Origin of the sequence: Gordonia sp. PvP123 (assembly GCF_040547295.1) — a bacterium.
GTDB classification, from domain to species: domain Bacteria; phylum Actinomycetota; class Actinomycetes; order Mycobacteriales; family Mycobacteriaceae; genus Gordonia; species Gordonia terrae.
This window is the reverse complement of sequence record NZ_JBEPPN010000004.1, coordinates 109,501-133,951: the sequence shown is the minus strand read 5'-3', so window position 1 is coordinate 133,951 and position 24,451 is coordinate 109,501. Positions and strand designations below refer to the sequence as shown.

Genomic DNA, 24,451 nt, shown 5'->3' with positions numbered 1-24,451 from the left:
GGAGCGGAATCCCGGGTGGGGTCAGGTGAGGTTGCGCTTGAGGATCTTGCCCGCCGCGTTGCGGGGGAACTGCTCGACGAAGACCACCGACCGGGGGACCTTGAAGTTCGCGAGATGCTGCTTGGCGTAGGCGATCACACGGTCCTCGTCGAGGTCGGCGTCCGCGCGGACCGTCAGGTAGGCGCGGCCGACCTCGCCGAGCCGGTCGTCGGGGACACCGACGACCGCCGACTCGGTGACACCGTCGATCCGGGCGAGGGTCTGCTCGATCTCCGCGGGGTAGACGTTGAACCCACCGCAGATGTACATGTCCTTGAGTCGGTCGGTGATCTTCAGGTTGCCGCGCTCGTCGATGGTCCCGATGTCACCGGTGTGCAGCCATCCGTCGGCGTCGATCGTCGCAGCGGTGGCGTCGGGATCGTCGAGGTAGCCGACCATCACCATGTCTCCGCGGGCGAGCACCTCGCCGTCGTCGGAGAGCCGGATCTCCATGCCCGGGAACGCCCGCCCGCAGGTGGTGGCCACCGTCGTGTCGTCGTCGTCGGGCGTGCATGTCGACACGAAGCCGCTCGCCTCGGTCAGGCCGTAGGCGGTGATGACGGTGTCCACGCCGAGGTCCTGCTGGAGGCGTTCGACGAGGACGACGGGCACGATCGCGGCGCCGGTGATGACGATGCGCAGGCTGGACAGATCGTGGTCGGCGCGTTTCGGGTCGTCGAGGATGGTCTGGAAGATCGTGGGTGCGCCGGGGAAGACCGTTGCGCGTTCGTCGGACACGAGCGTCATCGCCTGCTCCGGTGAGTACACGGCGAGCGGCAGCATCGTCACGCCGAACAGGACGCTCGGCAGGATGCCCGCCTTGTATCCGAACGTGTGGAAATACGGGTTGACCATCAGGTAGCGGTCACCGGGGTGCAGTCCCGCGTTCGCGCCCCACCCGTACGACCCGGTGAGGGTCTGTCGGTGAGTTGCCAGCACTCCCTTGGACTTTCCGGTCGTCCCGGAGGTGAAGAGGATGTCGGAGATGTCTTCGGGGGAGACGGCGTCGGCGCGACGGTCGGCCTCGGTCTGTGCGTCGTCGGTCGCCCGATCCAGGAACTCATGCCAGTCGACGGCGCCGTCGGGGGCGGTCGTGCCGTCGGTCAGCGGCACCCGCACGACCAGATCCGGCATCGACGCACGGTGATCGCGCAGGAGCTCGGATGCGTGGTCGGCCCCGAGGAATTCGCCGGACACGATGACGGCGCGGGACCCCGACCGTTCGACGATCTCGACCGCCTCGCCCGCGGTGTAGCGGGTGTTGAGCGGAACGAGTGTGGCACCCGCGTAGTGGACGCCGAGCGCCGCGATCGGCCAGTGGAAGCTGTTCGGTGACCAGATCGCGACCCGGTCCCCGGCCTGGATGCCCGACGCCACCAACGCACCGGCGAAGGTGCGCACCGCGCCGTGCAGCTGCGCCCAGGTCAACTCGAGGCGCGGATGCGACGAAGGGGCCCACTGCGCGTCGACGAGAGCGATACGGTCGGCCCAGGTGTGCGCTGCGCGACGTACGGCGGCGGGTGTGGTGGGTGAGGGGAGAGTCTCGTGCAGAGAGGTCTGCGCCATGCGCCCCAACCTAGCACTTGCTTGGTGCGTTATGCTAGCGCTCATGACCACGACGAATCTCGCCGATCGTGCCGTCGACCTGGGTGAATGGGCGAAATCGACGCCGAACGCCACCACTGAGTTCGCGGCCGCGGTGCGGACGTGGCTCGACGAGAACCTGACGGGCGACTTCGCCGATCTGAAGGGTCGGGGCGGCCCCGGTAGCGAACACGAGTTCTTCGCCGAACGCCTTGAATGGGACCGTCACCTCGCCCGCGCCGGCTGGACCTGCATCGGCTGGCCGGTCGAGTACGGCGGTCGGGGAGCGACGCTCGAGCAGCGGATCATCTTCCACCGCGAATACGCCCGCGCGAACGCGCCCGCGCGGGTGAACCACCTGGGCGAGGAGTTGTTGGGTCCCACGCTCATCGCCTACGGCACCGACGAGCAGAAGCGGCGCCTGCTGCCCGGGATCGTCGATGTCACCGAACTGTGGTCGCAGGGCTACTCCGAGCCCGGCGCCGGATCGGATCTCGCGGGTGTGTCCACGTCCGCACGCCTCGACGAGTCGAACGGCTCGGGCAAGTGGATCATCAACGGCCAGAAGATCTGGACCTCGCTCGCGCATGTCGCGCAGTGGGTGTTCGTGATCGCGCGCACCGAGAAGGGATCGTCGCGACATGCCGGCCTGAGCTTCCTGCTGGTTCCGCTCGACCAGCCGGGCATCACCGTGCGTCCGATCCAACAGCTCACCGGCACTTCGGAATTCAATGAGGTGTTCTTCGACGACGCGGAGACCGAGGCCGATATGATCGTCGGCGAACCCGGCGACGGTTGGAAGGTCGCGATGGGACTGCTGCAGTTCGAACGCGGAGTGTCGACACTGGGCCAGCAGGTCGGATTCGCGCGCGAGCTGGGCAATCTCACCGACCTCGCCCGTGTCAACGGGGCGCTGGACGATCCGGAGATCGCATCGCGCCTCGCGCGCGCTGACATCGGACTGACCGTCATGCGGGCGCATGCCCAACGGACGCTCGACGGCGACGTGACTTCGCAAGCGGGCGCCGGGAGCGGAGCGAGCGGGCCCAATCCAGCGGGCGCGGCGTCGGTGTCGAAGTTGTTGTGGGCGAACTGGCATCGCGATCTCGGTGAGCTCGCGATGGACGTCGTCGGCGCACCCTCGCTGATCGGTCCGGCCGCGACCGCCGAGGGCAAGGCCAACGACATCACCGATCCGGAGAACGTCGAACTCGACGAATGGCAACGGCTCTACCTGTTCACCCGCGCCGACACGATCTACGGCGGATCGAACGAGGTGCAGCGCAACATCATCGCCGAGCGGGTGCTCGGCCTACCCCGAGAGGCACGTTGAGATGACCGGAGTCGATGTCAACGGGACCCGCGCGCCGGGCGGAGCGCTCTCGCCGCTCGCCACCCCGCCCGCCGAGATCGGCGGGCACGACCTGCTGCTGGGCAAGAAGGTCGTGGTGACCGCCGCCGCGGGAACGGGTATCGGCTTCGCGTCAGCCCGGCGCGCCCTGCTCGAGGGCGCGGATGTGCTCATCAGCGACTGGCACGAACGACGCCTCGGCGAGGCGGCCGAGAAGCTGGCCGCCGAGTTCCCCGACCGTACAGTCGCCCAGCGCACGTGCAATGTCCAGGTCACCGCCGAGGTCGATGCGCTGATCACCGATGCCGCAAGCGAACTCGGGCGCATCGATGTGCTGGTCAACAACGCCGGACTCGGTGGGGAGACCCCGGTCGCCGAGATGACCGACGAGGAATGGGACCGGGTCCTCGACATCACGCTCACCGGTACCTTCCGCGCCACCCGTGCTGCCCTGAGGTACTTCGGATCGGTCGACCACAACGGCGTCATCGTCAACAACGCGTCGGTGCTCGGGTGGCGGGCGCAGCGCGGCCAGGCGCACTACGCCGCTGCCAAGGCCGGGGTGATGGCCCTGACCCGGTGTTCGGCCCTCGAAGCCGCCGACGTCGGGGTACGCATCAACGCGATTGCGCCGTCGATCGCCAAACACCCGTTCCTCGCGAAGGTCACCAGCGACGACCTCCTCGACGAACTCGCCTCCCGCGAGGCCTACGGACGCGCCGCCGAGGTGTGGGAGGTCGCCGCAACCGTCGCGATGCTGGCCAGCGACTACACCACCTACCTCACCGGCGAGGTCGTCTCGATCTCCAGCCAACGCGCCTGACGCGCAACCGACTTCCACCGATCCAAGGAGCACCGACCATGACCACACCCCAGGCCTACATCGTCGACGCCGTCCGCACCCCGGTCGGCAAGCGCAACGGCTCGCTGGCCAAGACCCACCCCGCCGATCTCGGCGCCCACATCATCTCCGCCCTCGTCGAGCGCACCGGTATCGACCCGGCAGCCGTCGACGACGTGGTGTTCGGCTGCCTCGACACCATCGGGGGGCAGGCCGGCAACGTCGCGCGGACCGCCTGGCTCGCCGCGGGTCTCCCGCTCGAGGTGCCCGGCACCACCGTCGATCGTCAGTGTGGTTCCAGTCAGCAGGCCATCCACTTCGCCGCCCAGGGCGTCATGAGCGGCACCCAGGACATCGTGGTCGCCGGCGGCCTGCAGAACATGAGCGCGATCCCCATCTCCCAGGCCATGATCGCGGGCAAGGACTTCGGATTCACGACGCCCACAGCGGAATCCGCGGGCTGGCAGGAGCGCTTCGGGGATGCGCAGATCTCGCAGTTCCTCGGCGCGGACATGATGGCCAAGAAGTGGGACATCAGCCGCGAGGACATGGAGCGCTGGGCCCTGCAATCACACGAGCGTGCCCGGTCGGCGATCGCCGACGGCAAGTTCGACAAGGAGAACATCACGCTCGGCGACTGCGTCGTCGACGAATGCCCGCGCGAGACCTCGATGGAGAAGATGGCCGGCCTCCAGGTGCTCGCCGAGGGCTCACGCCTCACCGCCGCCGTCGCGTCGCAGATCGCCGACGGTTCCTCGGCGACCCTCGTCGTCTCCGAGCGCGCGCTGAAAGAACACAACCTCACCCCGCGCGCCCGCATTCACCACATGTCCGTGCGCGGCGACGACCCCGTGATGATGCTGTCCGCGCCCATCCCCGCCACCAAGTACGCGCTCGACAAGACCGGACTGTCCATCGACGACATCGACGTCGTCGAGATCAACGAGGCCTTCGCACCCGTAGTGCTCGCCTGGCTCAAGGAGACCGGCGCCGACCCCGCCAAGGTCAACCCCAACGGCGGCGCCATCGCCCTCGGCCACCCGCTCGGCGCCACCGGCGCCAAGCTGTTCGCCACCCTCCTCAACGAACTCGAGCGCACCGGCGGCCGCTACGGCCTGCAGACGATGTGCGAGGGCGGCGGGACCGCCAACGTCACGATCATCGAGCGGCTGGGCTGAGGTTCGGCGGTCAGCCGCGGGTGCGAGGGCGGCGGGACCGCCAACGTCACCATCATCGAGCGGCTGGGCTGAGGTTCGGCGGTCAGCCGCGGGTGCGAAGGCGGCGGGACCGCCAACGTCACCATCATCGAGCGGCTCGGCTGAGCGTTCACCCCCTCGACGTTTCGGTCTCGGGGTCGTAGCATTCTGACAACAGGCGTGCCCACATGTAGGTGTGACCTGGCGCATACTATTGTGTGGGACAGGCGGACCGTTTCGTTCCAACGCCGCACATGGGTGCAGCTCGACCTAGCTGAGGGGATCTCGATGACCAAGCCTGCTGAACACACCGGCACCGACGCGATTTCGACGCGTGGCGTCTCGTCGGAGGCGCACACGCTGACCGAACTGGTCGAGATCCAGCGCGCGGCGTTCCTGCGCGACGGGATTCCCGACGCCGACACCCGCATCGACCGCATCACGCGGCTGGCGGCCCTGTTGCTCGACAACGCCGACGAGATCGCCGCAGCGCTGGCAGAGGACTTCGGCTCCCGCCCGCGCGAGCTGTCGCTGGCCGCCGACGTCGCCGGCTGCATGATCGACCTCGCGCATCAGCGCCGCGGCGTCAAGGACTGGATGGCCGAGTCCAAGGTCGCCAAGGTGCAGGGCCTGCTCGGGTACAAGCAGAGCATCCGCCACGACCCGCTCGGCGTCGTCGCCATCATGGGGCCGTGGAACTTCCCGCTGCAGCTGACGATCGTGCCCGCGGGCTCGGCCTTCGCGGCCGGCAACCGGGTCATCCTGCGTCCGTCGTCGGTGACCGCGAAGACCACCGACGTGATCGCCAAGCATGCCCCGAACTACTTCTCGATCGAGGAGCTGGCGGTCGCCACCTCCAAGCACGGTTCGGGTTCGGACTTCGCGAAGCTCAAGGTCGACCACATGTTCTTCACCGGCTCGCCCGGGGTGGGTGCCTCGGTGGCCCAGGAGGCCGCGAAGAACCTGATCCCGGTCACTCTCGAACTCGGTGGCAAAAACCCGGCCGTCGTCGACATCGACGCCGACATCGACAAGGCCGCGACGATGCTCGCCGATGCCCGCATGGTCAACGGCGGCCAGGTGTGCCTGTGCCCGGACTACGTCTTCGTCCCCGAGGCCAAGCTCGGTGAGTTCACCGACAAGGTCGTCGCGCGCTGGACCAAGAACTTCCCGACGATCATCGACAACGATCAGTTCACCTCGACGATCAACCAGAAGAACTACGAGCGCATCCTCGGGCTCATCGACGACGCCGAGCAGCTCGGCGCCACCAAGCGGCAGGTGATCCCCGGTGGCGAGCCGCTGCCGGATGCCGAGCGCCGCAAGATCCCGCCGACGCTGCTCACCGGCGTCAAGGCGGGCATGAAGATCGAGGAGGACGAGGTCTTCGGTCCGGTGCTGACCGTGTACCCCTACCGCGATCTGTCCGAGGTCATCAGCCAGATCAGCTCGCACCCGCATCCGCTGACCATGTACTGGTGCGGTGAGCAGAACGAGCGTTTCCAGAAGCTCGCCGACAACACCCGCAGCGGCTCGATCAACGGCAACGACTTCGCCATCCACCTGTTCAGCGGCGAACTGCCGTTCGCCGGTGTCGGCAACAGCGGCATGGGCGGTTACCACGGCCGCACCGGCTTCGAGACGTTCAGCCATGCCAGGGCCGTCGCGTTCTCGACGCTGCCGGTCAGCGTCGCCGAGATGATGTCGCCGCCGTTCCTGCCCAAGGACACCAAGCTGACCAACAATCAGCTCAAGCTGTGGAAGTTCTTCAACAACCGCGCGATGAAGAAGGTGCGCAAGCGCCTCGGCGCGTAGCATCGGTCGCTTGGCCGGGATCGTCGTCCGACGGTCCCGGCCAAGCGCTTGCTAGGGTGAGCGCAGACTCTCTCAGGAGGATGCGCTTGTCACCACGAGGCCAGACCAGGATCGACGCGAACGGCCGGACCGCTGCGAGTACGGCCGACGCTCCGGCGCGTTCGTCACGTCGGGACGAGCTGCTGGCGACGGCCGGGCAGATGTTCGCCGAGCAGGGCCTGCGGTCGACCACCGTCCGAGACATCGCCGATGCGGCCGGCATCTTGTCCGGCAGCCTGTATCACCACTTCGACTCCAAGGAGTCGATGGTCGACGAGATCCTGCGTGGCTTCCTCGACGATCTGTTCGCCCGCTACCGGGAGATCGCGGCGTCGAGCAAGTCGGCGACCGAGACGTTGCGCGGTCTCGTCATCGCGTCGTTCGAGTCCATCGACGCCGAACGCAATGCGGTCGCGATCTACCAGGACGAGGCGAAGCGACTTTCGAGTCAGGAACGCTTCGCCTATATCTCCGAGCTGAACGTCGAGTTCCGCCGGCTGTGGCAGTCGGTGCTGCAACGCGGCGTCGAGAACGGGGAGTTCCGCGCCGATCTCGACGTCGAACTGGTCTACCGGTTCATGCGCGACACCGTGTGGGTTGCCGTGCGGTGGTACCGGCCCGGCGGCTCGATGTCGGTCGATTCGATCGCCGACCAGTACCTGTCGGTTGTCCTCGACGGCATCCTGCCGCGCTGACCACGCACGTCGAAGTTAGGGTAGCTTTCCTTTCCCAGCGTCCGGCCGTTATTGTGCGCATATGACAATTGGCGGAACCGATGTGGCCGCGCCTGCACCAGTGTCCGACGTCGACGCCGGACCCGACGATCCGAAAGCGGCGCGCGCCCAGGCCCGATCCGAGTCCAAGGCGAAAGCCGCTGCCCTCGCCGACATCCTGGCCCCGGTGAAGAAGCGCACGCTCCTCGCCCAGTTCGTCCAGGTCTTCGCCTCCGCGGCAACGGTGGTGCCGTTCATCGGGATCGTCGAACTCGGACGCATCCTGCTCGAACCCGGGCCGGTCGATTCGGGTCGCGTGTGGTTGGTCGTGTGGCTGGTCGTCGCGGGACTCGGCGCACGCGCGGCCTTCAGCTTCCTCGCGCTCGCGATCACCCACTTCGCCGATCTCGACCTCCAGGCACAACTTCGAATCCGCATCGCGGACAAGCTCGGTCGGCTCCCGCTGGGCTGGTTCAGCCGCACCAGCTCCGGTGCGGTCCGCAAGTCCGTGCAGAACGACGTCGCAGATCTGCACTACCTGGTCGCCCATGCGACGGTCGAAGCCACGGCCGCGATGCTCTCGCCGATCTTCGCGCTCGTCTACTGCTTCTACCTGGATTGGCGACTCGGGCTCCTGGCCGTCGCCACCGTGCCGCTGTATGCCCTGACCTACTCCTACATGGCTCGCGACCTCACGACCGAGATGGAGAAGATGGACAAGGGTGTGGCGCGGATCAGCGCCACCATCGTCGAGTTCATCTCGGGTGTCGCCGTGGTGAAGACGTTCGGGCAGACGGGCAAGGCCCACCGGCGTTTCGTCGATGCCGCCGACGAGTTCAACGACGACTTCGCCGGCTACATGGGGCCGATGCTGCGCGTCCAGGCGGTCACCACCGTCCTGATCAGCGCGCCCTTGATCCTGCTGGTCAACCTCGGGGTCGGGTACTGGTTCGTCGACAACGGGTGGGTCCAGCCCATCGAACTCGTCGGCTCGACGCTGATCGCGATGGTGCTGCCCACTGCGCTGCTCACCGTGTCCACCGCGGTCCACACCCGTCAGCAGGCTTCGGCCGCGGCGCTGCGTATCGCCGCGCTGCTCGCCGAGCCCGAACTCGACGTCCCGGACAACCCGCAGGTGCCCGCCGGACACGACGTGCGGATCGAGAACGTGCACTTCACCTACCCGCCGCGTCTCGGCGTGCCGTCCGGGGTGAAGGCGCTCGACGACGTCAGCGTCGAACTGGCCGAAGGCACCGTGACCGCGCTCGTCGGGCCGTCCGGAAGCGGGAAGTCGACGCTCGCGACACTGTTGCCCCGCTTCGGCGATCCCGATTCCGGCGCGGTCCGCATCGGTGGGGTGGACGTGCGGGACATCGCCGCCACCGAGCTCTACCGCCATGTCGGTTTCGTGCTGCAGGACGTGCAGCTGTTGACGATGTCGGTGCGCGACAACATTCGGCTCGGCCGTCCAGACGCGAGCGACGTGCAGGTCTACGATGCCGCCCGTGCCGCGCAGATCCACGACCGCATCCTGGAGCTACCCGACGGCTACGACACCGTGGTCGGCGATGGCGTACACTTCTCCGGCGGTGAGGCGCAACGCGTCTCGATCGCGCGGGCACTGCTCGCCGACACGCCGATCCTCGTCCTCGACGAGGCGACCGCCTTCGCCGATCCAGAGTCGGAGGCGCAGATCCAGCAGGCCATCGGCACCCTGATGGTCGGGCGAACCGTGCTCGTCATCGCCCACCGGCTCGGCTCGATCACGCACGCGGACAACATCGTCGTCCTCGATCGGGGCCGGGTCGTCGAACAGGGCCGGCAGGACGAATTGGTCGCCCGCGGCGGGCTGTATGCGTCGATGTGGGCCGCCTACGAGGCCGGGACCACCCGACAGGACGAGGAGATCGCGCGCGGCGCGGTCGCGAGCAGCGAGGTGGCACGATGATCCGCGGTTTCTACACGATCCTGGGTTCGGAACGTGCCCGCATGGTCGTCTTCCTGACCTGGGTGGTCGTCTACGGCATCGCGCAGGGGTTGGCGATGCTCACCCTGGTCCCGATCGTCGAACACCTGCTGACCGGCGATCTGTCCGCCGCTGCACAGTGGTTGTGGCCGTTGGCCGTGCTCGTCGTCATCTGCGCGGTCAGCGCGTACGTCCAGTCGCTCAAGGGCATGACGATGGCCCTCTACGCGATGCGCATGCTGCATCACCGCCTCGGCGACCACATGGTGACGCTGCCGCTCGGCTGGTTCACCCGCGACCGGGTCGGCGACGTCTCCCAGATCGCGGTCAAGGGAACGATGTTCGTCGGCAGCACCGGGGCGCACTACATCACCCCGGTCGTGGTCAACACGGTCAGCTCCGTGGTGGTCGTCATCGGCATCTGCTTCTTCGACTGGCGCATCGGTCTTCTCATGGTCGTCGGGACACTGCTCCTGATGTACGTCGGCAAGCTGTCGAGCTCGTTCCTCGCGAAGTCCGAGGGGCGCAAGCGTGCCGAGGCCGTCAAGGTCAACAACCGGGTGCTGGAGTTCGCCCGCTGCCAGGCGGTGCTGCGCGCCTTCGGTGATTCGGACTCCGCGCACAAGCCGCTCGCCGACGCGCTCGGCCGGCAAGCCCGCGTGGGCAAGTCGATGCTCTGGCGCTCGATCCTCGGCATCCTGCTGAACGGGTTGTCGGTGCAGGTTGTCTTCAGTGCCGTGCTCGCCCTCGGCGCGTGGCTGGCCGTGGCGGGTCACATCGAACCGGCGCTGCTGATCGCGGTCTTCGGGCTCGCGGCGCGCTTCTTCGGGCCGATCGGCGAACTCGCCGAACTGGGTTCGACGCTGCGCATGTCCACCGACGAGATCAATCGCATCACCGGTGTGCTCGACACCGACCGGATGCCCGCGCCCGAGCGGCCGACGCCGATCACCGAGCCGGGTGCCGTCGAACTCGACGGTGTGGCATTCGGATACGAGACCGGCGCGCAGGTCCTGCGCGACGTGTCGCTTCGGGCTCGTCCGGGCACGATGACGGCGCTCGTCGGTCCCTCCGGATCGGGAAAGTCGACCATCTTCCGCCTCATCGCCCGGTTCTACGACGTCGACGGCGGCGTCGTGAAGGTCGGTGGCGTCGACGTGCGGGAGCAGGAGACCGGTGCGCTCATGGGCCAGCTGTCCCAGGTGTTCCAGGACGTCTACCTCTTCGACGACACGTTGTGGGAGAACATCAAACTGGGCCGCCCCGATGCTTCCGACGACGAGACTCGCGCCGCGGCCGAGACAGCGGGCGTCACCTCGATCGTCGACCGGCTGCCCGATGGCTGGCACACAGTCGTCGGCGAGGGCGGTTCGGCGCTGTCCGGCGGTGAGCGGCAACGGGTCTCGATCGCCCGCGCGTTGCTCAAGGACGCCCCGATCGTGCTCTTCGACGAGGCGACCAGTGCTCTCGATCCCGAGAACGAATCGCACGTCGCCGAGTCGATCCGCCGCCTCGCCGACCAGAGCACGGTGCTGGTCATCGCGCACAAGCTCTCGACCGTGATCGCCGCCGACCAGATCGTCGTCCTCGACGATAAGGGCGGTGTCGACGCCATCGGCACCCACGACGAACTGCTCACCCGGGGCGGGCGTTACACCGAGTTCTGGAACCAGCGCACCGCTGCTGCCGGCTGGACGCTGACGCCGTCGGCGTAGGCGCGCCCCTTCAGGCAGTGCAAATGGGTCAGACTGTCCTCACTTCAGGGCCGATCGCCCCGGCCCTACCGAGATCTCGTAGCGAAAGTGCGCACTCTGCAACCCATCTTCTCGCTACGAGATCCCGGCCGGCCGGGCCTGTTTCCACTGTGGAGTTGTCAAAGGTCGTGTGGCATCGGGGTCGACGCCGGAGGGTCTGGTGCGCGGGCCGTCTAGACGAGTGCGTCGTCGAGTCGCATGGTGCGTCGGTTGTAGGCGGGGCGGGGCAGGCGTCGGGGGTCGACGTCGACCGGCGGGATCAGCCACGGGTGCCGGTCGGGACCCATCACCACCTGCCAGCCGTGGTGATGCACCTGGGTGTGACAGCGCTGGCAGAGTAGGCAGCCGTTGTCCAGATCGGTGGGGCCGCCGTCAGCCCATGGCACCAGATGATGCACCTGCGTATGTGCCGCGGGGGCACCACATTTCACGCAACACATGTCGCGCACGATGATCGCTTGGCGCAGGTGATGCGGGAACAGCCGCTTGGTGGTACCCATCCGCAACGGCACGCCTTCGCTGTCGAGGACGATCTCGGCGACCGCGCCGTCACACGACAACCGGCGGGCTGTCGATGCCGTGACCGCGCCGACCCACGGCATCCGCGCCGGGTCCACCCCATCAGCAGGGATGGTGACCAGTAGTTGGGTACGGGGCGCTCCGGCGGTGGTCATCGCCGCCCCGATCGCCGCCTGATCGAGCAGTAACTCCAGACCGTCCGCCCGACGCTCGCCGACACTGCGTCGATCGTCGGTGCCGTCGGGTTCGGGTCGCGGACCGGATCGTTCGTCGATCATCGTCAGGAACTTCTCTCCGATCACCGCCGTCACATCGCCGGTGATGGCGACTCTGCCCTCGTCGGTCACCCGAGCGTGCACGGTGTTCAGTGATGCGTCATCAGCTGCCGAAACCGTGCCGGGATCGGCCTCGGCGACACGCATGGCGATGCCGCGGGCGAGGGTGTCGATTTCGGCGGGTGTGGCACCGGAGAACGCCTGGGTGAGCAACTCGGTCTCGAACAGCTGCCGGTCGTCGTCGGAAAGCGTTGATGTGGAACACCTGTCGATGGAGGCGATACCGCGGACGACCGCGTCGACGCACTCGACGGCGAGGTATCCGTCGGCTGCGCAGTCGGCGACCTTTGGCAACGACGCCAGGCCGGCGGCGATCCGCACCCCGCGGTGGGCGACCGCCGGTGGCATGCCCATCTCGATCAGCCACGACCGTGTCGTCGATCCTGCGCGTGCCGCTGCAGCCGAGGCCTCCACAAGAGCTATGTGGACAGCGATCTGGTGATCGAGCACGTTTCGCAGCACCCGTAGTTCGTCGAGTCGGTCGAGCACCGCGCGACCGGTGCCGTCGTCGGGTGGTGGAGTCAGACCGATGAGGGTGTCGCGGAGCTCGGTGATCGAGGGCATGACACCAAGGTACTCGCCAAAGCGTTCGACGACGAGATTTGTTTCACAACCCAGGAGTCGACGAAAATTACTGCACTGCAGTGGATGTCACTCACGTCCCAGCGGTGAACCGTGGTGAACTGTGGTGAACTGAAACCCCACCAGTCACAAGGGGGCCGGCCGAGTCAGGGAGCAGTGAACGAGACGCCGCGCGCCGACCACCGGCCCTCCTGGTGCGCGATCTCGATGGGGTAGTCGAAGCACTCGGTCACCAACTCGGTGGTCAGGATCTCGTCGACGGGGCCGGCGGCGAGGATCCGACCTCCGGTCACCAGCACGGCATGCGTGGTCGTCTCGGGCAGTTCCTCGAGGTGGTGGGTGACGAGCACGGTCGCGAGGTCCGGGTGCGTGCGGTGCAACCGGTCGACGGTCTGCAGAAGTCGCTCGCGCGCGGCCACATCGAGGCCGGTCGACGGCTCGTCGAGCAGCAGGAGCCGCGGGTCGGACAGCAGCGCGCGGGCGATCAGCGTCCGGCCGCGTTCGCCCTGTGACAGGTTGGTCCACGGCGCCGACGCGAGCGCGCTCAGGCCGAGCATCTCGATCAGCTCGTCGGCGCGGGCGAGTGTCTCCGGTGCGGGTTTCCGGTGGTCCATCAACTCGGTCGTGCCGGTCGCACCGGTCAGCACCACCTCGCGGATGGACAGCGGTGATCGCAGCGGATGCCGCGGGTTCACGTGGCCGATGGACTCGCGCAGTTGTCGTATCTCGACGCGCCCCAGCTGATGTCCGAGGACATGGACCGTTCCGGACGTCGGATGTTGTTCGGCGCCACACAGGCTCAGGATCGTCGATTTGCCCGCACCGTTCGGGCCGATGAGCGCCCATCGCTCGCCGGCCCGGATGGTGAGGTCGATGTCGGTGAGGATCGCGCGGGACTGCCGCACGAAACCGACCGAATCCAGGCGCAGGACATCCGGGGTAGACACGCTTGCGAACCTACCGGACCCTTCGTGACGGCCCTCCGCAAGCTCCGGGCCTCCTCAGGGGCGGGGGTGGCGGTCCTCCGCAAGCTCCGGGCCTCCTCAGGGGGCGGGGGTGGCGCCCTCCGCAAGCTCCGCCTTAACCCAACGATCCGAGTGTCTTCAACCGTTCGTGCGCCTGGGTCATGATCGACTGGACCAGCTCGTCACAGCTCGGCAGGTCGTCGATCATCCCGACCACCTGGCCGGAGGCGAGTACCCCGGCGCGGGTGTCGCCCTCGACGAGGCCGGCCTTGAGCAGCATCGGGGTGTTGCCGGCCATGATGACCTGTTGCCACGTGCGTTCGCCCGACTTCTTCATCGTGCGACCGTCTTTGAGCATCGTCGTCCAGCGCATGCCGGTCATCTGTTTGAACTCGTTGGCGTTGCGCGCCGCGGCGACGAGCGCCTTGACCGGGCTTCCGCTTTCGAGCGCCTCCACCAGCGGGGTACGCAAGACGCGATGCGGCATGCCGTCGACCTTCACCGACACGACGGTGTCGCCGAGTCCGCGACCGAGGTACTCCTGTTTGACCGAGTCGGGCACGGCACTGTCGGAGGTGAGCAGAAAGCGCGTGCCCATCGCGACGCCCTGGGCGCCATAGGCCAGCGCCGCGGCGAGCCCGCGGCCGTCGAAGAAGCCGCCGGCGGCGACCACCGGCATGTCGATGCCTTTCGCCGACAACGCATCCAGCACCGACGGCAAGAGCAGCGTCGTCGCGACGGGTCCGGTGTGGCCGCCACCTTCGCCGCCCTGCACGATCACCGCGTCGGCACCCCACGAAGCGACTTTCACGGCGTGCTTGGCCGCACCGATCGACGGGATGACGACGATCCCGTTGTCCTTCAGCTTGGCGATGAGTTCCGGTTTGGGTGCCAGCGCGAAGGACGCGACCTTCACACGCTCGCGGATCAGCAGGTCGATCCGCTCCGGGGCGTCGGTCGCGTCGGCGCGCATGTTCACGCCGAACGGCTTGTCGGTCAGCGTCTTCGTCTTCGCGATCGCGGTCTCGAGTTCGGCGAAGGTCATCGTCGCCGACGCCAGGATTCCCAGCCCGCCGGCGTTCGACGTCGCCGAGGTCAACGACGGCCCGGACACCCAGCCCATCCCGGTCTGCACGATCGGGTACTCGATGCCCACGAGTTCGGTGAACGCAGTCGACAATCCGGCTGCACGTGCCGGGCTCGGATGCGCGGCGGTGGGTTCGCTCATCGGACTTCCTTGTTGCGGATGCCCTTCGGATCGAGGACGTCCCGGATCAGGCCGAGCTCCTCTGCCGTCGGCCTGCGCGTTTCCGGTGCATCGGCGAGTCCGTCGATCTCGAAGCCGGTGTTCTCGGCGACCTCGTCGGCCGTGACTCCCGGATGCAGCGAGAGGGCCCGCATCGTGTGGCCCGCACCGCCGAAGTCGAAGACGCCGAGGTTGGTGACGACGCGGTGGATGTTCAGATCGTCGAAGGCGGGGTTCTCCGGATCGACCTTGTCGAAGCCGACGCCCGACACGATGTCGACGGACTCGCCGAAGACGCGTGCCGTGTGCCGCGGCACCCAGTAGCTCGTCGGGTGGTTGATGGTGTTGCCGGGAGCTCCACGCACACCGAACATCTGGCGTGTCGGGTGCTGCAGCGGTCCGAAGGCCGACAGATTCTGATTGCCGTGACGGTCGATCTGGTTGGCGCCCATGACCACATGACGACGCCCCGACGCGACGACGTCGAAGACCTTGCGGAACGGCATCCACCCCTCGATGGGTCCGGTCTTCCCGATCGGCGGGGTGTCGGCCAGGATCAGCGCCTCACCGTCGGTGATCAGCAGATCGGGTTCGGTGGTGAGGCGTGCCAGGCGGGCACCGAGCAGGGGAGTGGGCGCCATCGGCGATGCCATGATCTCGCCTGCCCCGGAGAAGATCTCGGCGCAGGAGATGACGCAGTACTCGGCGCGCGTGACGTCCGTGGACGTCTGGGTCTCGGCGGTGCTCACTGCTCGTTCTCCTTCTGCTCGGCCTGCCACGCGGTGACCTCGCGCTGGTAGGTCTCCTCGTCGACCTGGAGGAACCGGCGGGAGAACGTATCCCAGGTCTCGGGTTCCTTGGCCGAGGCCACATAGAACTGCTGGAACTTCTCGTCCCGGCCGTACTCGCCTGTGCCATTGGGCCCGCTCGCTCCGCTCCCGGCGCCCGTCAAAGTGAAATGGGCCCCGTTCGGTGCGTGGACAACCCGGTCGACGTTCATCCGATTGAGCAGAAGACGCTGATGCGGAACCGTTTTGACCAGTACCTCCGTGGAGACGATCTGATCTGTTTCGAGGTAGCGACGCTCGGCGGCCGCGCAGTAGAGATCGTCGAAGTACGGGTCGACCCCGGTGTACGCGGCGTTGCCGTGGGCGTCGGCCAGATCCAGGTGGACGAAGGCGGCGTCGAGTTTCAGTGCCGGCATCGCCACCAGGGTCTGGGTGCGGCCGTCGGCGTCGGGATAGGGCGAGGTGACGGTCTTCAGCTCACCCTCCCAGAAATTGAGGACGTCGGAGCCCAGGCCGGCGCGGATGGGCAGGAACGGCACGCGCGCGGCGGCTGCTTCCAGCCCGCATTTCACCATTCCCTCGTCCATCTCGCGCACCTCGATCTCGCCGTTGGTGCGGGCCTTGGCGAACCACGGGTCGTAGAACGGCGCCGAGTCGAGCGAGACGAAGCCGTAGTACGCGCGGCGTACCTTGCGTGCGGCGCACAACAACCCGAGGTCGGGCCCGCCGTAGGTGACCACGGTAAGGTCCTTGACGTCGGAGCGGGCGAGCGCGCGCACGAGCGCCATCGGCTTACGGCGCGAACCCCATCCGCCGATGCCGATGGTCATCCCGTCGCGCAGCTCGGCGATGACGTCGTCGAAAGTGCTTGTCTTGTCGGTGGGCATCAGGCACGTCCTCCATCCGAAGCCGAATTCGCGGTGAGTGGCTTGCCGGTCGAGACGAACGCGTCGCGGTGCTCGTCGGCGACGCCGGCCAGGTTCAACTCGAAGGTGTAACCCTGCTCGAGGCGGTAACTCGCCTTGACGTCGATCGGGTCGATGTTGTTGATCGCTTCCTTCGCTGCGCGGATCACCCGAGTGTCCTTGGCGGCGATGGCCTCCGCGATCTCGAGGGCCGCGTCGAGCAGCTCCTCGCGCGGCACGACCCGGTACACCGACCCGAAATGCTCGAGTTGCTGGGCGGTGACGTTCTTGGCGGTGAAGTACAGGGTCCGCATCATGTGCTGGGGCACGAGTCGTGCGAGATGCGTTGCCGCGCCGAGGGCTCCGCGGTCGACCTCGGGCAGTCCGAAGACGGCGTCGTCGGAGGCCACGATGACGTCGGCGTTCCCGACGAGTCCGATGCCGCCGCCCACGCAGAATCCGTTCACGGCGACGACGACGGGGACCGCGCAGTCGTAGACCGCGCTGAACGCGGCGGCGCATCCGCGGTTGGCGCCGATCAGGGCGTCGAAGCCGTCGGTCGCCTGCATCTCCTTGATGTCGACGCCGGCATTGAAGCCGCGCCCCTCTGCTCGCAGGACCACCACATGCGTGGTCGGGTCCGCTCCGGCGGCGGTGATGGCGTCGCCGAGTTCGAACCACGCGGCCGATGGCAGCGCGTTGACCGGCGGATAGTCGACGGTGACCGTCACGATCCCGGAATCGGAACGTGTCGTGGTGATCGGCACGCGGGCTCCTCTCATGGGGCGATTCGGACAGCCCGGAGGACTGCGGAAGCGCACCAAGCAAGTGCTTGGTTGTTTGGTAGGGTAGCACCCATGCAGACGCAGTCACAGGTCGAGCTGGGCCTGGTCGGAAAGGTCGTGCTGGTCACCGGCGGGGCGCGTGGGGTGGGTGCCGGGATCACCCGCGTGCTGGGCGCGCTCGGCGCTCGACCGGTGATCTGCGGCCGTAACGCCGACAACCTCGCCGACGACCTCCGTGAGGTCGACTTCGTGTCCTGCGACGTCCGCGACGCGGATGCGGTCGAGGCGATGATGGACGAGATCATCGGGCGCGCCGGACGTATCGACGGCGTCGTGAACAACGCAGGCGGATCACCGTTCGCACTGGCCGCCGACGCGTCGGTCCGATTCGCCAGCAAGATCGTCGATCTCAACCTGCTCGCTCCGCTGGCCGTGGCCCGCGCGGCCAACGCCGTGATGCAGACGCAGCCCGACGGCGGTGCGATCGTGAACATCTCCAGCGTGAGCGGCCACCGGCCGTCACCCGGGACCTCGGCCTACGGGGCGGCGAAGGCCGGGCTCGACAACCTGATGAGCTCGCTGGCCGTCGAGTGGGCGCCGCGGGTGCGGGTGAACTCGGTGATCGCCGGTCCGGTCGTCACCGAGCAGTCGCACCTGCACTACGGCGACGACGCCGGCGTCGCGGCGGTGGGTGCGACCATCCCGATGGGCCGCATGGCCACGCCCGCCGACGTGGGCAATGCGGTCGCGTTCCTGCTGTCACCGCTCGCCGGTTACATCAGCGGATCGACGCTGACCGTGCACGGGGGCGGCGAGAAACCGGCATTCCTCGACGTCGCGACCGCCGGTAACGCAGTCTGAGACCCGGCGCGGATCGGGTCCGAGAGCAGTTCGGAAAGGAAACAGTGTGACCAGCACAATGAATGAGGGTCGAGTCGTCATCGTGACCGGTGCCGGCCAGGGCATCGGACGTGCCCACGCCCTCGCGTTCGCCGCCGACGGCGCGAAGGTCGTGGTCAACGATTACGCCGAGGATCCGGCGAGCGAGGTGGTCGACGAGATCGTCGCCGCGGGCGGGCAGGCCGTCGCATCGGTGGGTGATGTCGCGGACTGGGATGCGGGAGCGGCCATGGTCGAGACCGCGCTCTCCACCTTCGGGCGCCTCGACATCCTGGTCAACAATGCGGGTTTCGTCCGCGACCGGATGCTGGTCTCGTTGTCGGAGGACGAATGGGATGCGGTCGTCCGGGTGCACCTCAAAGGGCACTTCGTCGGACTGCGGCACGCGGCCGCGCACTGGCGCGCGCAGGCCAAGGCCGGCGACGTTCCGCAGGCACGCATCATCAACACGAGTTCCGGTGCGGGCCTGTACGGTTCGGTGGGCCAGGGTAACTACGTCGCGGCGAAGGCCGGCATCGCGGCCCTGACGATCCAGGCAGCGGCCGAACTGGGGTCGTATGGTGTCACCGTGAACGCGATCGCTCCGGCCGCCCGCACCCAGATGACCATGGGCGCCGGTGAGGCAATGGCCGCTCAGATGGCCGCGCCCGCCGACGGCTCCTTCGACTCGATGGATCCGGCAAATGTGTCGCCGCTCGTGGTCTGGCTCGGTTCGCCCGCAGCGGGCTCGGTGACCGGCCGGGTGTTCGAGGTCGAGGGCGGCAAGATCTCGGTCACCGATGGCTGGCAGCGAAGCGTCGAGCGGGACAAGGGGTCTCGCTGGGAGGCTGGTGAGCTCGGCCCGGTGATCGAGGAGATCCTGGCGAAGGCGCCGGTGCCGATGCCGGTGTACGGCGCGCGATGACGTCACCCGCCGATTCGTCGGGCGACCGGATCGCAGCGGCCAGGGCCTATGTCGATGCCCTGGTCAGTCACGATCCGTCTGCGGTCGCGCTGCACCCGGACTGCACCCGGGTGGAGTTCGGCGTCAAGACCGGACGCAACGGCGGCCACATCACCCGTAGCCTCGCCCGCGGTCCGCAATTCCGCCTCATCCATCGGGTCTCGGACTTCACCGCAACGGTCGACGGTCACAGCGTGACCACGCGCTACGTCGTGCACGTCCGACCCAAGGCGCTACGACTGGGGGCGACGGTGTCGGAGACCTTCGTGATCGACGAGGACAACCGGATCCGTGCGATCGTCGCCCACTTCGGACTCCCGCGGCCCCAACGCGCCTGACCGCCGGGCACTTTCGCACGCAACGAACACCCACCGCCCCGCGTGGCGGTGGGTGTTCGGCTGGTATGGATGTGAGTCAGGCGCCCGGCGCGCGGACGACCATCGGCACGCCCGGGAAGTAGGCGGCCATCTCCGAACGCGACTTGCGCAGCGCGGCGGTGCCGTACCCCGACTTGCGGAACTGGGGATGGATCCAGATGCGCAGGTCGATCTCGCCGTCCTTCAGCTCGCCGAATACGAAGCCCACCTTCGATTCGCCCTCGACGGCCACCAGCCAGACGGCTTCCTCGGCGTCGACCCGGTCGGTGGCGGCGCTGATCTCGGCCGCGACATCTCCGGCGGGAGCACCGGAACCGTCTCCGGCGGTGCCGATCTCGTTGGTCCGCGCCGAGAACAGTTCCGCGTCGGCGGACGGGTCGAACGGACGGAGGTCGAGCGTGTCACCGCTGCTCGCCGGCCGCTCGGCCAGCGTGAAGGTGAGGGAACTGTTCAGGTCGTCGAGCTCGGCCTGGTTCTTGCGACGGTCGTCCTTGGTGAGCTGGTCGAGCTTCATGTCCAGAATGGCCTCGGCGCCGAGCCGGGACTTCCCGAGCAGCTCGACGATTGCGGCGACGGCCTGGTCGTGATTCTCGGCGTCGACGATGGCATCGAGGACCTCATGGCGACGTTCGAGAGCGGTCAGCAGGGCGTCGGCGATGTCTCGTCGGGTGGTGGCGAGGTCGAGATCAGTCATGCCTCGATCCTAGGTCACCGTCGGTCACCATGTGGTGGACATCCGGTGCGCGCATCGGATGCCGGACCTCGCCCTCGAGGCGCAAATGTAGAACAGGTTCTATTGGCTGGATGGTCTGTTTTGGTGGAGATTCTTCCCTCTGGCTGTAACACGTCCTAGTCTGGTGCTCATGACGAACGAGGGTACGACGACACCACCGGCCGACTTCGATCACCTGCGCGGGGGCACGCACATGGGCGACCTGATGGTCGCGGCGTTGCGGCGGCACGCCGACCGCACCGTGCTGTCCCTCGGGGACACCGAGATGACCGGCGGCGAGATGGCCGCGTCGATCAGCCGGTACATCCAGGCCTTCGAGGGATTGGGGGCCGGCACCGGAACCGCGGTCGGCCTGCTCGCGCTGAATCGTCCGGAGGTGCTGTTCGTGATCGGCGCCGGGCAGACCCAGGGATGGCGTCGTACCGCGCTGCATCCGCTGGGGTCGCTCGACGACCACGCCTACGTGCTGTCCGACGCCGGTGTGTCGACCCTGATCATCGATCCGGTCCCCATGTTCGTCGAACGGGCGGCGGCGCTGCTCGAACGAGTGCCCGGCCTCAAGCAGGTGCTGACACTCGGGCCGGTACCCGAGCAACTGGCCGCCCACGCGCGCGACGTGATCGCCGAGGCCGAGAACTTCGACCCCAAGCCTCTTGCGGCGGCACATCTCTCGCCCGACCACGTTGTCTCGATCACCTACACGGGTGGGACGACGGGCAAACCCAAGGGTGTCATCGGCACCGCCCGGGCCATGTCGACGATGACGCAGATCCAGCTCGCGGAATGGGAGTGGCCGGAACACCCGCGGTTCCTGCTCTGCACCCCGCTGTCGCATGCGGGTGCGGCGTTCTTCGTGCCGACCCTCATGAAGGGCGGATCGATGGTGGTGCTGTCCAAGTTCGACCCGGCGGAGGTGCTGCGCACGATCGAGGAGCAGAAGATCACCGCGACGATGCTGGTGCCGTCGATGCTGTACGCGCTGATGGACCACCCGGACTCGAAGACGCGCGACCTGTCGTCGCTGGAGACCGTGTATTACGGTGCGTCGCCGATCAATCCGGTACGTCTCGCCGAGGCCATCGAGCGTTTCGGGCCGATCTTCGCGCAGTACTACGGCCAGTCCGAGGCCCCGATGGTCATCAGCTATCTGGCCAAGGGCGATCATCCGGGTCCCGGCGAGGACCAGCGTCGGCTGAGCAGCTGCGGACGACCGTCGGCCTTCCTGCGCACCGCCCTCCTCGGCCCCGACGACAAGCCCGTCCCGCAGGGTGAGCCCGGCGAGATCTGTGTCGCCGGACCGCTTCTCGCGGGTGGCTACCTCGGTCTCCCGGAGCAGACCGCGGATACCTTCCGTGACGGCTGGCTGCGCACCGGTGACGTCGCTCGCGAGGACGAGGACGGCTTCTGGTTCATCGTCGACCGCACCAAGGACATGATCGTCACCGGCGGGTTCAACGTGTTCCCGCGCGAGGTCGAGGATGTCGTCGCCGAGCACCCGGCCGTCGGGCAGGTCGGCGTCATCGGTGTCCCGGACGAGAAGTGGGGGGAGGCGGTCACCGCGATCGTCGTGCTCCGCAGTGATGCCGACACCGACGATGCGGCGAAAGGCCGCATCACGACCGAGATCCAGCAGTCCGTCAAAGACCGCAAGGGCGCGGTGCAGTCGCCCAAGCAGGTGATCTTCGCCGACGCACTGCCGTTGACCGCACTCGGCAAACCCGACAAGAAGGCGCTGCGGTCCCAGTACTGGGCCACCTCCGACCGCGGAGTCGGGTAGGTCTTCGTTCCCTGGGGGACGGACCCAGATCGCAGGTCAGAGATCGCAGCAGTCGCAACAATCGCAGCAGTCACAGTCGTCGCAGGCCGCATCCTTGTACTTGTCGGTGAAGTGATTCCAATGGTCGGTGCAGCAGGCCTTGCCGAAACAAGAAACACCGATGAAGGGCAGAATCCGTTCGGCGAAGGAACGATTCGGCCTGAACGGCGGCGGGTACGGCCACTCGGTCGGATAACCGAAGGGCCGGTGCGGTGGCCACTGTGTGCGCGAGTCGGCGGTCACCGACATGGCGGCAGAATGAGGGTGCATTCGCTTGTGGATGGCGTGGCGCAGGCCGTCGAGCAGAACCACGCGCAGCAAGCGGTCGTCGGCGAGGGAGAGATCCGCATAGCGCGCCCGGATCGCGGCCGCCAGTCGCCGGCACCGGTCGAGGGCGGTCTCGGGTGACGTGCCGGTCGCGCGGAGTGGGTTGAACCGCCCCTCGGCGTCATCGGAGTCGTAGTCGTCTACCGCGTCGAGCAGGTGCGCGATGCGGCCGAAGTCCGCGCCGATGTCGAGCAGCGGCTCCCGATTGTCGGGGGCGTCGGCGAGCACCGCCGAGGTGGCGAAGACCTGTGCCGCAGCGACCGCCGATGGTTCGATGAGGTCGTCGAGCACCACGCTCGTCGACTCGATCTCCGCCTGCCGCGACAGCGTCGTCATCATGGAATCGATGTCGAGCCGGTCGGCGACCGCGGTGTCGGCCGCTGCGTGCCGGCGCAGATGGTTCCCGGCGTATCCGGCGAGTTTCGCGCGGACCGGCCGGCGGGGCGCGAGCGCGTGGTGTTGCTCGTTGCCGACGTCGGCAGCCTTCGCTGCGGCCAGGGTGAGCGACGCGGTGGTGGCCAGGCGGACGCCCGGTTCGTCGCCGGACACGACTGTCGCCGTGCGCATTCCGCGAAGGGGGCACCGGCCGGCAGTTGTGGAGGCGCACTCCGACGCCGATTGCGCGGCGGTGAGGATCGAGACCATCACCGCGTCGGTGTTGACCGTCAGCCTGCTCGACTGGCCGTGGTTGTCGCGCAGCGAGATACAGACACCGCACAGGTGTGAGCGCCACTGGTCCATCAGATCGTGGTCGAGTGCGTGCCGACAAGGAGTGAGGACTCCGAACATCTGAGAATCAGACCACAGGGCCGGGAGCGTCGCCACGGGATTCATTCGTTCGGCGCAACCACTCTCAACCCGGTCCGCGCGCCCCTCCGATCGATCGGGCGCGAGCGGACAGTGCGTCCCGCAACCACCTCGGCTCCACCACGGCGAAATCGTGATCGAACATCGACGTCCACAGGGCGCGGGTGGCATGTCGATGATCGGCGAAATGGAGTTCGAGGTGACAGCGGTCGCCCGGCCGGGGAATCGTGTCGACGGCGGTGGCGATCATCCCGAGGCGCTCGGCATCGTCGGCGGCGCAGTCGACGACCACGTCGACGGGTTCGAACGAGCTGCGGAACGCGTCGCGGCGTCGTTCCCAGATCGCGGCGAGGTCAACCTCGTCGTCCCGTTGTGCGGGCTCGTCGAGGACCTCGACGTCGCGCATCCTGGAGATGCGGTACATCCGTTCGTCGGAACCCTTGCCCGGTCCGTCCTTCCGGGTGGCGGCCGTCTCGGTGGTCCCCGGGCGTCGTCCGGAGGCGACGAGATACCAGGTGTCACCGGCCACGATGAGTCCGATCGGGTCGAGGACGTGTTCGCGGGCCTCGTCCGCGCCTCGCCGGCGGTAGCGCATGCGTATCCGACGCCCATCGAGGACAGCGGTCTGCACGGCGTCGAGCGACTCGAGTCGCTCGGGTGCGCGGACGAACCCTTCCGGCCGGACCAGAACCCGCTGGGCGGCGCGGACCGCGTGGCCGCGGTGCGCCTCCGGGAGCGCCGCGGTCACCTTTCGCATGGCGCTGGTGAACGCGGGGGAGTCCAACCGGCCCGTCCCGGCCAGGAGGGAGGTCGCCTCGTCGACGGTCAGTCCGGTGAGATCGGTGCGGTATCCGGGCAGGAGTGCAAACCCGCCGTGGCGACCCCGCTCGGCGTACACGGGGACGCCGGACAGAGACAACGCGTCGATGTCACGCAGCACGGTTCGCTCGGAGACCCCGAGCTCGGCGGCCAGCACCGCGGCGGTGACCCGGTCGTGCTTCTTCAGCACCATGAGCAGGGCGATGAGGCGTTCAGCGCGCACGGGGGAGATTCTTCCGGAAAAACATGACAGAAGGTGTCGTGTATCGGGACTTCACTGGTCGACGTACCCGAAACCCCACGAGA

Annotated in this window: 21 protein-coding genes; 11 read left to right on the top strand and 10 right to left on the bottom strand. The window is 67.7% G+C overall.

Annotation, left to right across the window (positions count from 1 at the left end):
* Positions 1-21: 21 nt before the first annotated feature.
* The gene (locus ABIC25_RS08455; RefSeq protein WP_239403795.1) at positions 22-1,605 is read right to left on the bottom strand and encodes a FadD3 family acyl-CoA ligase; all 1,584 of its coding nucleotides are present in this window, start codon (positions 1,603-1,605) and stop codon (positions 22-24) included.
* A 43-nt stretch (positions 1,606-1,648) separates the two neighbouring features.
* Here ABIC25_RS08455 and ABIC25_RS08450 point away from each other — a divergent pair, with 43 nt between their 5' ends.
* The 7 genes from ABIC25_RS08450 (at position 1,649) to ABIC25_RS08420 (ending at position 11,259) form a co-directional block, all read left to right on the top strand.
* Positions 1,649-2,956, top strand: a complete 1,308-nt coding sequence (locus ABIC25_RS08450; protein WP_354560941.1) for an acyl-CoA dehydrogenase family protein — start codon at positions 1,649-1,651, stop codon at positions 2,954-2,956.
* Position 2,957: 1 nt separating this feature from the next.
* Positions 2,958-3,797, top strand: a complete 840-nt coding sequence (locus ABIC25_RS08445) for an SDR family oxidoreductase (RefSeq protein ID WP_354560939.1) — start codon at positions 2,958-2,960, stop codon at positions 3,795-3,797.
* A gap of 38 nt (positions 3,798-3,835) precedes the next feature.
* Positions 3,836-4,993, top strand: coding sequence for an acetyl-CoA C-acetyltransferase (locus ABIC25_RS08440; protein ID WP_354560937.1), 1,158 nt, complete (start codon positions 3,836-3,838; stop codon positions 4,991-4,993).
* Between the two features lie 306 nt (positions 4,994-5,299).
* Positions 5,300-6,826 (top strand): aldehyde dehydrogenase family protein, encoded by a 1,527-nt coding sequence (locus ABIC25_RS08435; protein ID WP_004020831.1) that lies wholly within the window; start codon positions 5,300-5,302, stop codon positions 6,824-6,826.
* Positions 6,827-6,912: 86 nt separating this feature from the next.
* Positions 6,913-7,560, top strand: a complete 648-nt coding sequence (locus ABIC25_RS08430) for a TetR/AcrR family transcriptional regulator (RefSeq protein ID WP_004020832.1) — start codon at positions 6,913-6,915, stop codon at positions 7,558-7,560.
* A gap of 61 nt (positions 7,561-7,621) precedes the next feature.
* Positions 7,622-9,526, top strand: coding sequence for an ABC transporter ATP-binding protein (locus ABIC25_RS08425; RefSeq protein ID WP_354560936.1), 1,905 nt, complete (start codon positions 7,622-7,624; stop codon positions 9,524-9,526).
* Entirely contained in the window at positions 9,523-11,259 is a 1,737-nt protein-coding gene (locus ABIC25_RS08420; protein WP_354560934.1) for an ABC transporter ATP-binding protein, read from the top strand. Before ABIC25_RS08425 ends, ABIC25_RS08420 begins: the two co-directional genes overlap by 4 nt.
* Before the next feature lie 212 nt (positions 11,260-11,471).
* On the opposite strand, the gene ABIC25_RS08415 is transcribed toward ABIC25_RS08420, so the two are convergent.
* The 6 genes from ABIC25_RS08415 to echA20 all read right to left on the bottom strand — a co-directional run bounded on the left by ABIC25_RS08415 (position 11,472) and on the right by echA20 (position 17,405).
* Positions 11,472-12,716, bottom strand: a complete 1,245-nt coding sequence (locus ABIC25_RS08415) for an HNH endonuclease (RefSeq protein WP_354560932.1) — start codon at positions 12,714-12,716, stop codon at positions 11,472-11,474.
* A gap of 164 nt (positions 12,717-12,880) precedes the next feature.
* Complete coding sequence (locus ABIC25_RS08410; RefSeq protein WP_354560931.1) at positions 12,881-13,681, bottom strand: ABC transporter ATP-binding protein; 801 nt, start codon at positions 13,679-13,681, stop codon at positions 12,881-12,883.
* 133 nt (positions 13,682-13,814) lie between these two features.
* Complete coding sequence (locus ABIC25_RS08405; protein ID WP_354560929.1) at positions 13,815-14,927, bottom strand: NAD(P)H-dependent flavin oxidoreductase; 1,113 nt, start codon at positions 14,925-14,927, stop codon at positions 13,815-13,817.
* Positions 14,924-15,694 carry a CoA-transferase subunit beta gene (locus ABIC25_RS08400; protein ID WP_064569760.1) on the bottom strand — a complete coding sequence of 257 codons (771 nt, stop codon included), beginning with the start codon at positions 15,692-15,694 and terminating at the stop codon, positions 14,924-14,926. Before ABIC25_RS08400 ends, ABIC25_RS08405 begins: the two co-directional genes overlap by 4 nt.
* Positions 15,691-16,620 (bottom strand): CoA transferase subunit A, encoded by a 930-nt coding sequence (locus ABIC25_RS08395; RefSeq protein WP_354560927.1) that lies wholly within the window; start codon positions 16,618-16,620, stop codon positions 15,691-15,693. Before ABIC25_RS08395 ends, ABIC25_RS08400 begins: the two co-directional genes overlap by 4 nt.
* Positions 16,620-17,405: a (7aS)-7a-methyl-1,5-dioxo-2,3,5,6,7,7a-hexahydro-1H-indene-carboxyl-CoA hydrolase gene (echA20, locus tag ABIC25_RS08390; protein WP_101819834.1), complete on the bottom strand. Its 786-nt coding sequence runs from the start codon at positions 17,403-17,405 to the stop codon at positions 16,620-16,622. The genes ABIC25_RS08395 and echA20 overlap by 1 nt, the downstream gene beginning before the upstream one ends.
* A 90-nt stretch (positions 17,406-17,495) precedes the next feature.
* Between echA20 and ABIC25_RS08385 the strand changes: the two genes are divergently transcribed.
* From ABIC25_RS08385 to ABIC25_RS08375, 3 genes are read left to right on the top strand one after another with little or no spacing between them, the layout of a single operon-like run.
* Positions 17,496-18,284 carry an SDR family oxidoreductase gene (locus ABIC25_RS08385; RefSeq protein ID WP_354560925.1) on the top strand — a complete coding sequence of 263 codons (789 nt, stop codon included), beginning with the start codon at positions 17,496-17,498 and terminating at the stop codon, positions 18,282-18,284.
* A gap of 58 nt (positions 18,285-18,342) precedes the next feature.
* Entirely contained in the window at positions 18,343-19,227 is an 885-nt protein-coding gene (locus ABIC25_RS08380) for an SDR family oxidoreductase (RefSeq protein ID WP_435529066.1), read from the top strand.
* A complete protein-coding gene (locus tag ABIC25_RS08375) occupies positions 19,224-19,604 on the top strand; it encodes a DUF8021 domain-containing protein (protein WP_004020842.1) in 381 nt (126 codons plus the stop codon). Before ABIC25_RS08380 ends, ABIC25_RS08375 begins: the two co-directional genes overlap by 4 nt.
* 76 nt (positions 19,605-19,680) lie before the next feature.
* On the opposite strand, the gene ABIC25_RS08370 is transcribed toward ABIC25_RS08375, so the two are convergent.
* A complete protein-coding gene (locus ABIC25_RS08370; RefSeq protein ID WP_004020843.1) occupies positions 19,681-20,337 on the bottom strand; it encodes a GNAT family N-acetyltransferase in 657 nt (218 codons plus the stop codon).
* Positions 20,338-20,506: 169 nt separating this feature from the next.
* Here ABIC25_RS08370 and fadD8 point away from each other — a divergent pair, with 169 nt between their 5' ends.
* Entirely contained in the window at positions 20,507-22,153 is a 1,647-nt protein-coding gene (fadD8, locus tag ABIC25_RS08365; protein ID WP_033205101.1) for a fatty-acid--CoA ligase FadD8, read from the top strand.
* A gap of 36 nt (positions 22,154-22,189) precedes the next feature.
* Here the strand turns inward: fadD8 and ABIC25_RS08360 are convergent, their stop codons facing one another.
* Positions 22,190-23,308, bottom strand: a complete 1,119-nt coding sequence (locus ABIC25_RS08360) for a DUF5685 family protein (protein ID WP_354560922.1) — start codon at positions 23,306-23,308, stop codon at positions 22,190-22,192.
* A gap of 64 nt (positions 23,309-23,372) precedes the next feature.
* A complete protein-coding gene (locus ABIC25_RS08355) occupies positions 23,373-24,368 on the bottom strand; it encodes a helix-turn-helix transcriptional regulator (RefSeq protein ID WP_354560920.1) in 996 nt (331 codons plus the stop codon).
* Positions 24,369-24,451: the final 83 nt, after the last annotated feature.

Coding starts and splice junctions, on each gene's coding strand:
- ABIC25_RS08455 (WP_239403795.1), bottom strand. CDS start 1,605: ATGGCGCAGACCTCTCTGCACGAGACTCTCCCCTCACCCACCACACCC.
- ABIC25_RS08450 (WP_354560941.1), top strand. CDS start 1,649: ATGACCACGACGAATCTCGCCGATCGTGCCGTCGACCTGGGTGAATGG.
- ABIC25_RS08445 (WP_354560939.1), top strand. CDS start 2,958: ATGACCGGAGTCGATGTCAACGGGACCCGCGCGCCGGGCGGAGCGCTC.
- ABIC25_RS08440 (WP_354560937.1), top strand. CDS start 3,836: ATGACCACACCCCAGGCCTACATCGTCGACGCCGTCCGCACCCCGGTC.
- ABIC25_RS08435 (WP_004020831.1), top strand. CDS start 5,300: ATGACCAAGCCTGCTGAACACACCGGCACCGACGCGATTTCGACGCGT.
- ABIC25_RS08425 (WP_354560936.1), top strand. CDS start 7,622: ATGACAATTGGCGGAACCGATGTGGCCGCGCCTGCACCAGTGTCCGAC.
- ABIC25_RS08420 (WP_354560934.1), top strand. CDS start 9,523: ATGATCCGCGGTTTCTACACGATCCTGGGTTCGGAACGTGCCCGCATG.
- ABIC25_RS08415 (WP_354560932.1), bottom strand. CDS start 12,716: ATGCCCTCGATCACCGAGCTCCGCGACACCCTCATCGGTCTGACTCCA.
- ABIC25_RS08405 (WP_354560929.1), bottom strand. CDS start 14,927: ATGAGCGAACCCACCGCCGCGCATCCGAGCCCGGCACGTGCAGCCGGA.
- ABIC25_RS08395 (WP_354560927.1), bottom strand. CDS start 16,620: ATGCCCACCGACAAGACAAGCACTTTCGACGACGTCATCGCCGAGCTG.
- ABIC25_RS08385 (WP_354560925.1), top strand. CDS start 17,496: ATGCAGACGCAGTCACAGGTCGAGCTGGGCCTGGTCGGAAAGGTCGTG.
- ABIC25_RS08380 (WP_435529066.1), top strand. CDS start 18,343: ATGAATGAGGGTCGAGTCGTCATCGTGACCGGTGCCGGCCAGGGCATC.
- ABIC25_RS08375 (WP_004020842.1), top strand. CDS start 19,224: ATGACGTCACCCGCCGATTCGTCGGGCGACCGGATCGCAGCGGCCAGG.
- ABIC25_RS08370 (WP_004020843.1), bottom strand. CDS start 20,337: ATGACTGATCTCGACCTCGCCACCACCCGACGAGACATCGCCGACGCC.
- fadD8 (WP_033205101.1), top strand. CDS start 20,507: ATGACGAACGAGGGTACGACGACACCACCGGCCGACTTCGATCACCTG.
- ABIC25_RS08360 (WP_354560922.1), bottom strand. CDS start 23,308: ATGTTCGGAGTCCTCACTCCTTGTCGGCACGCACTCGACCACGATCTG.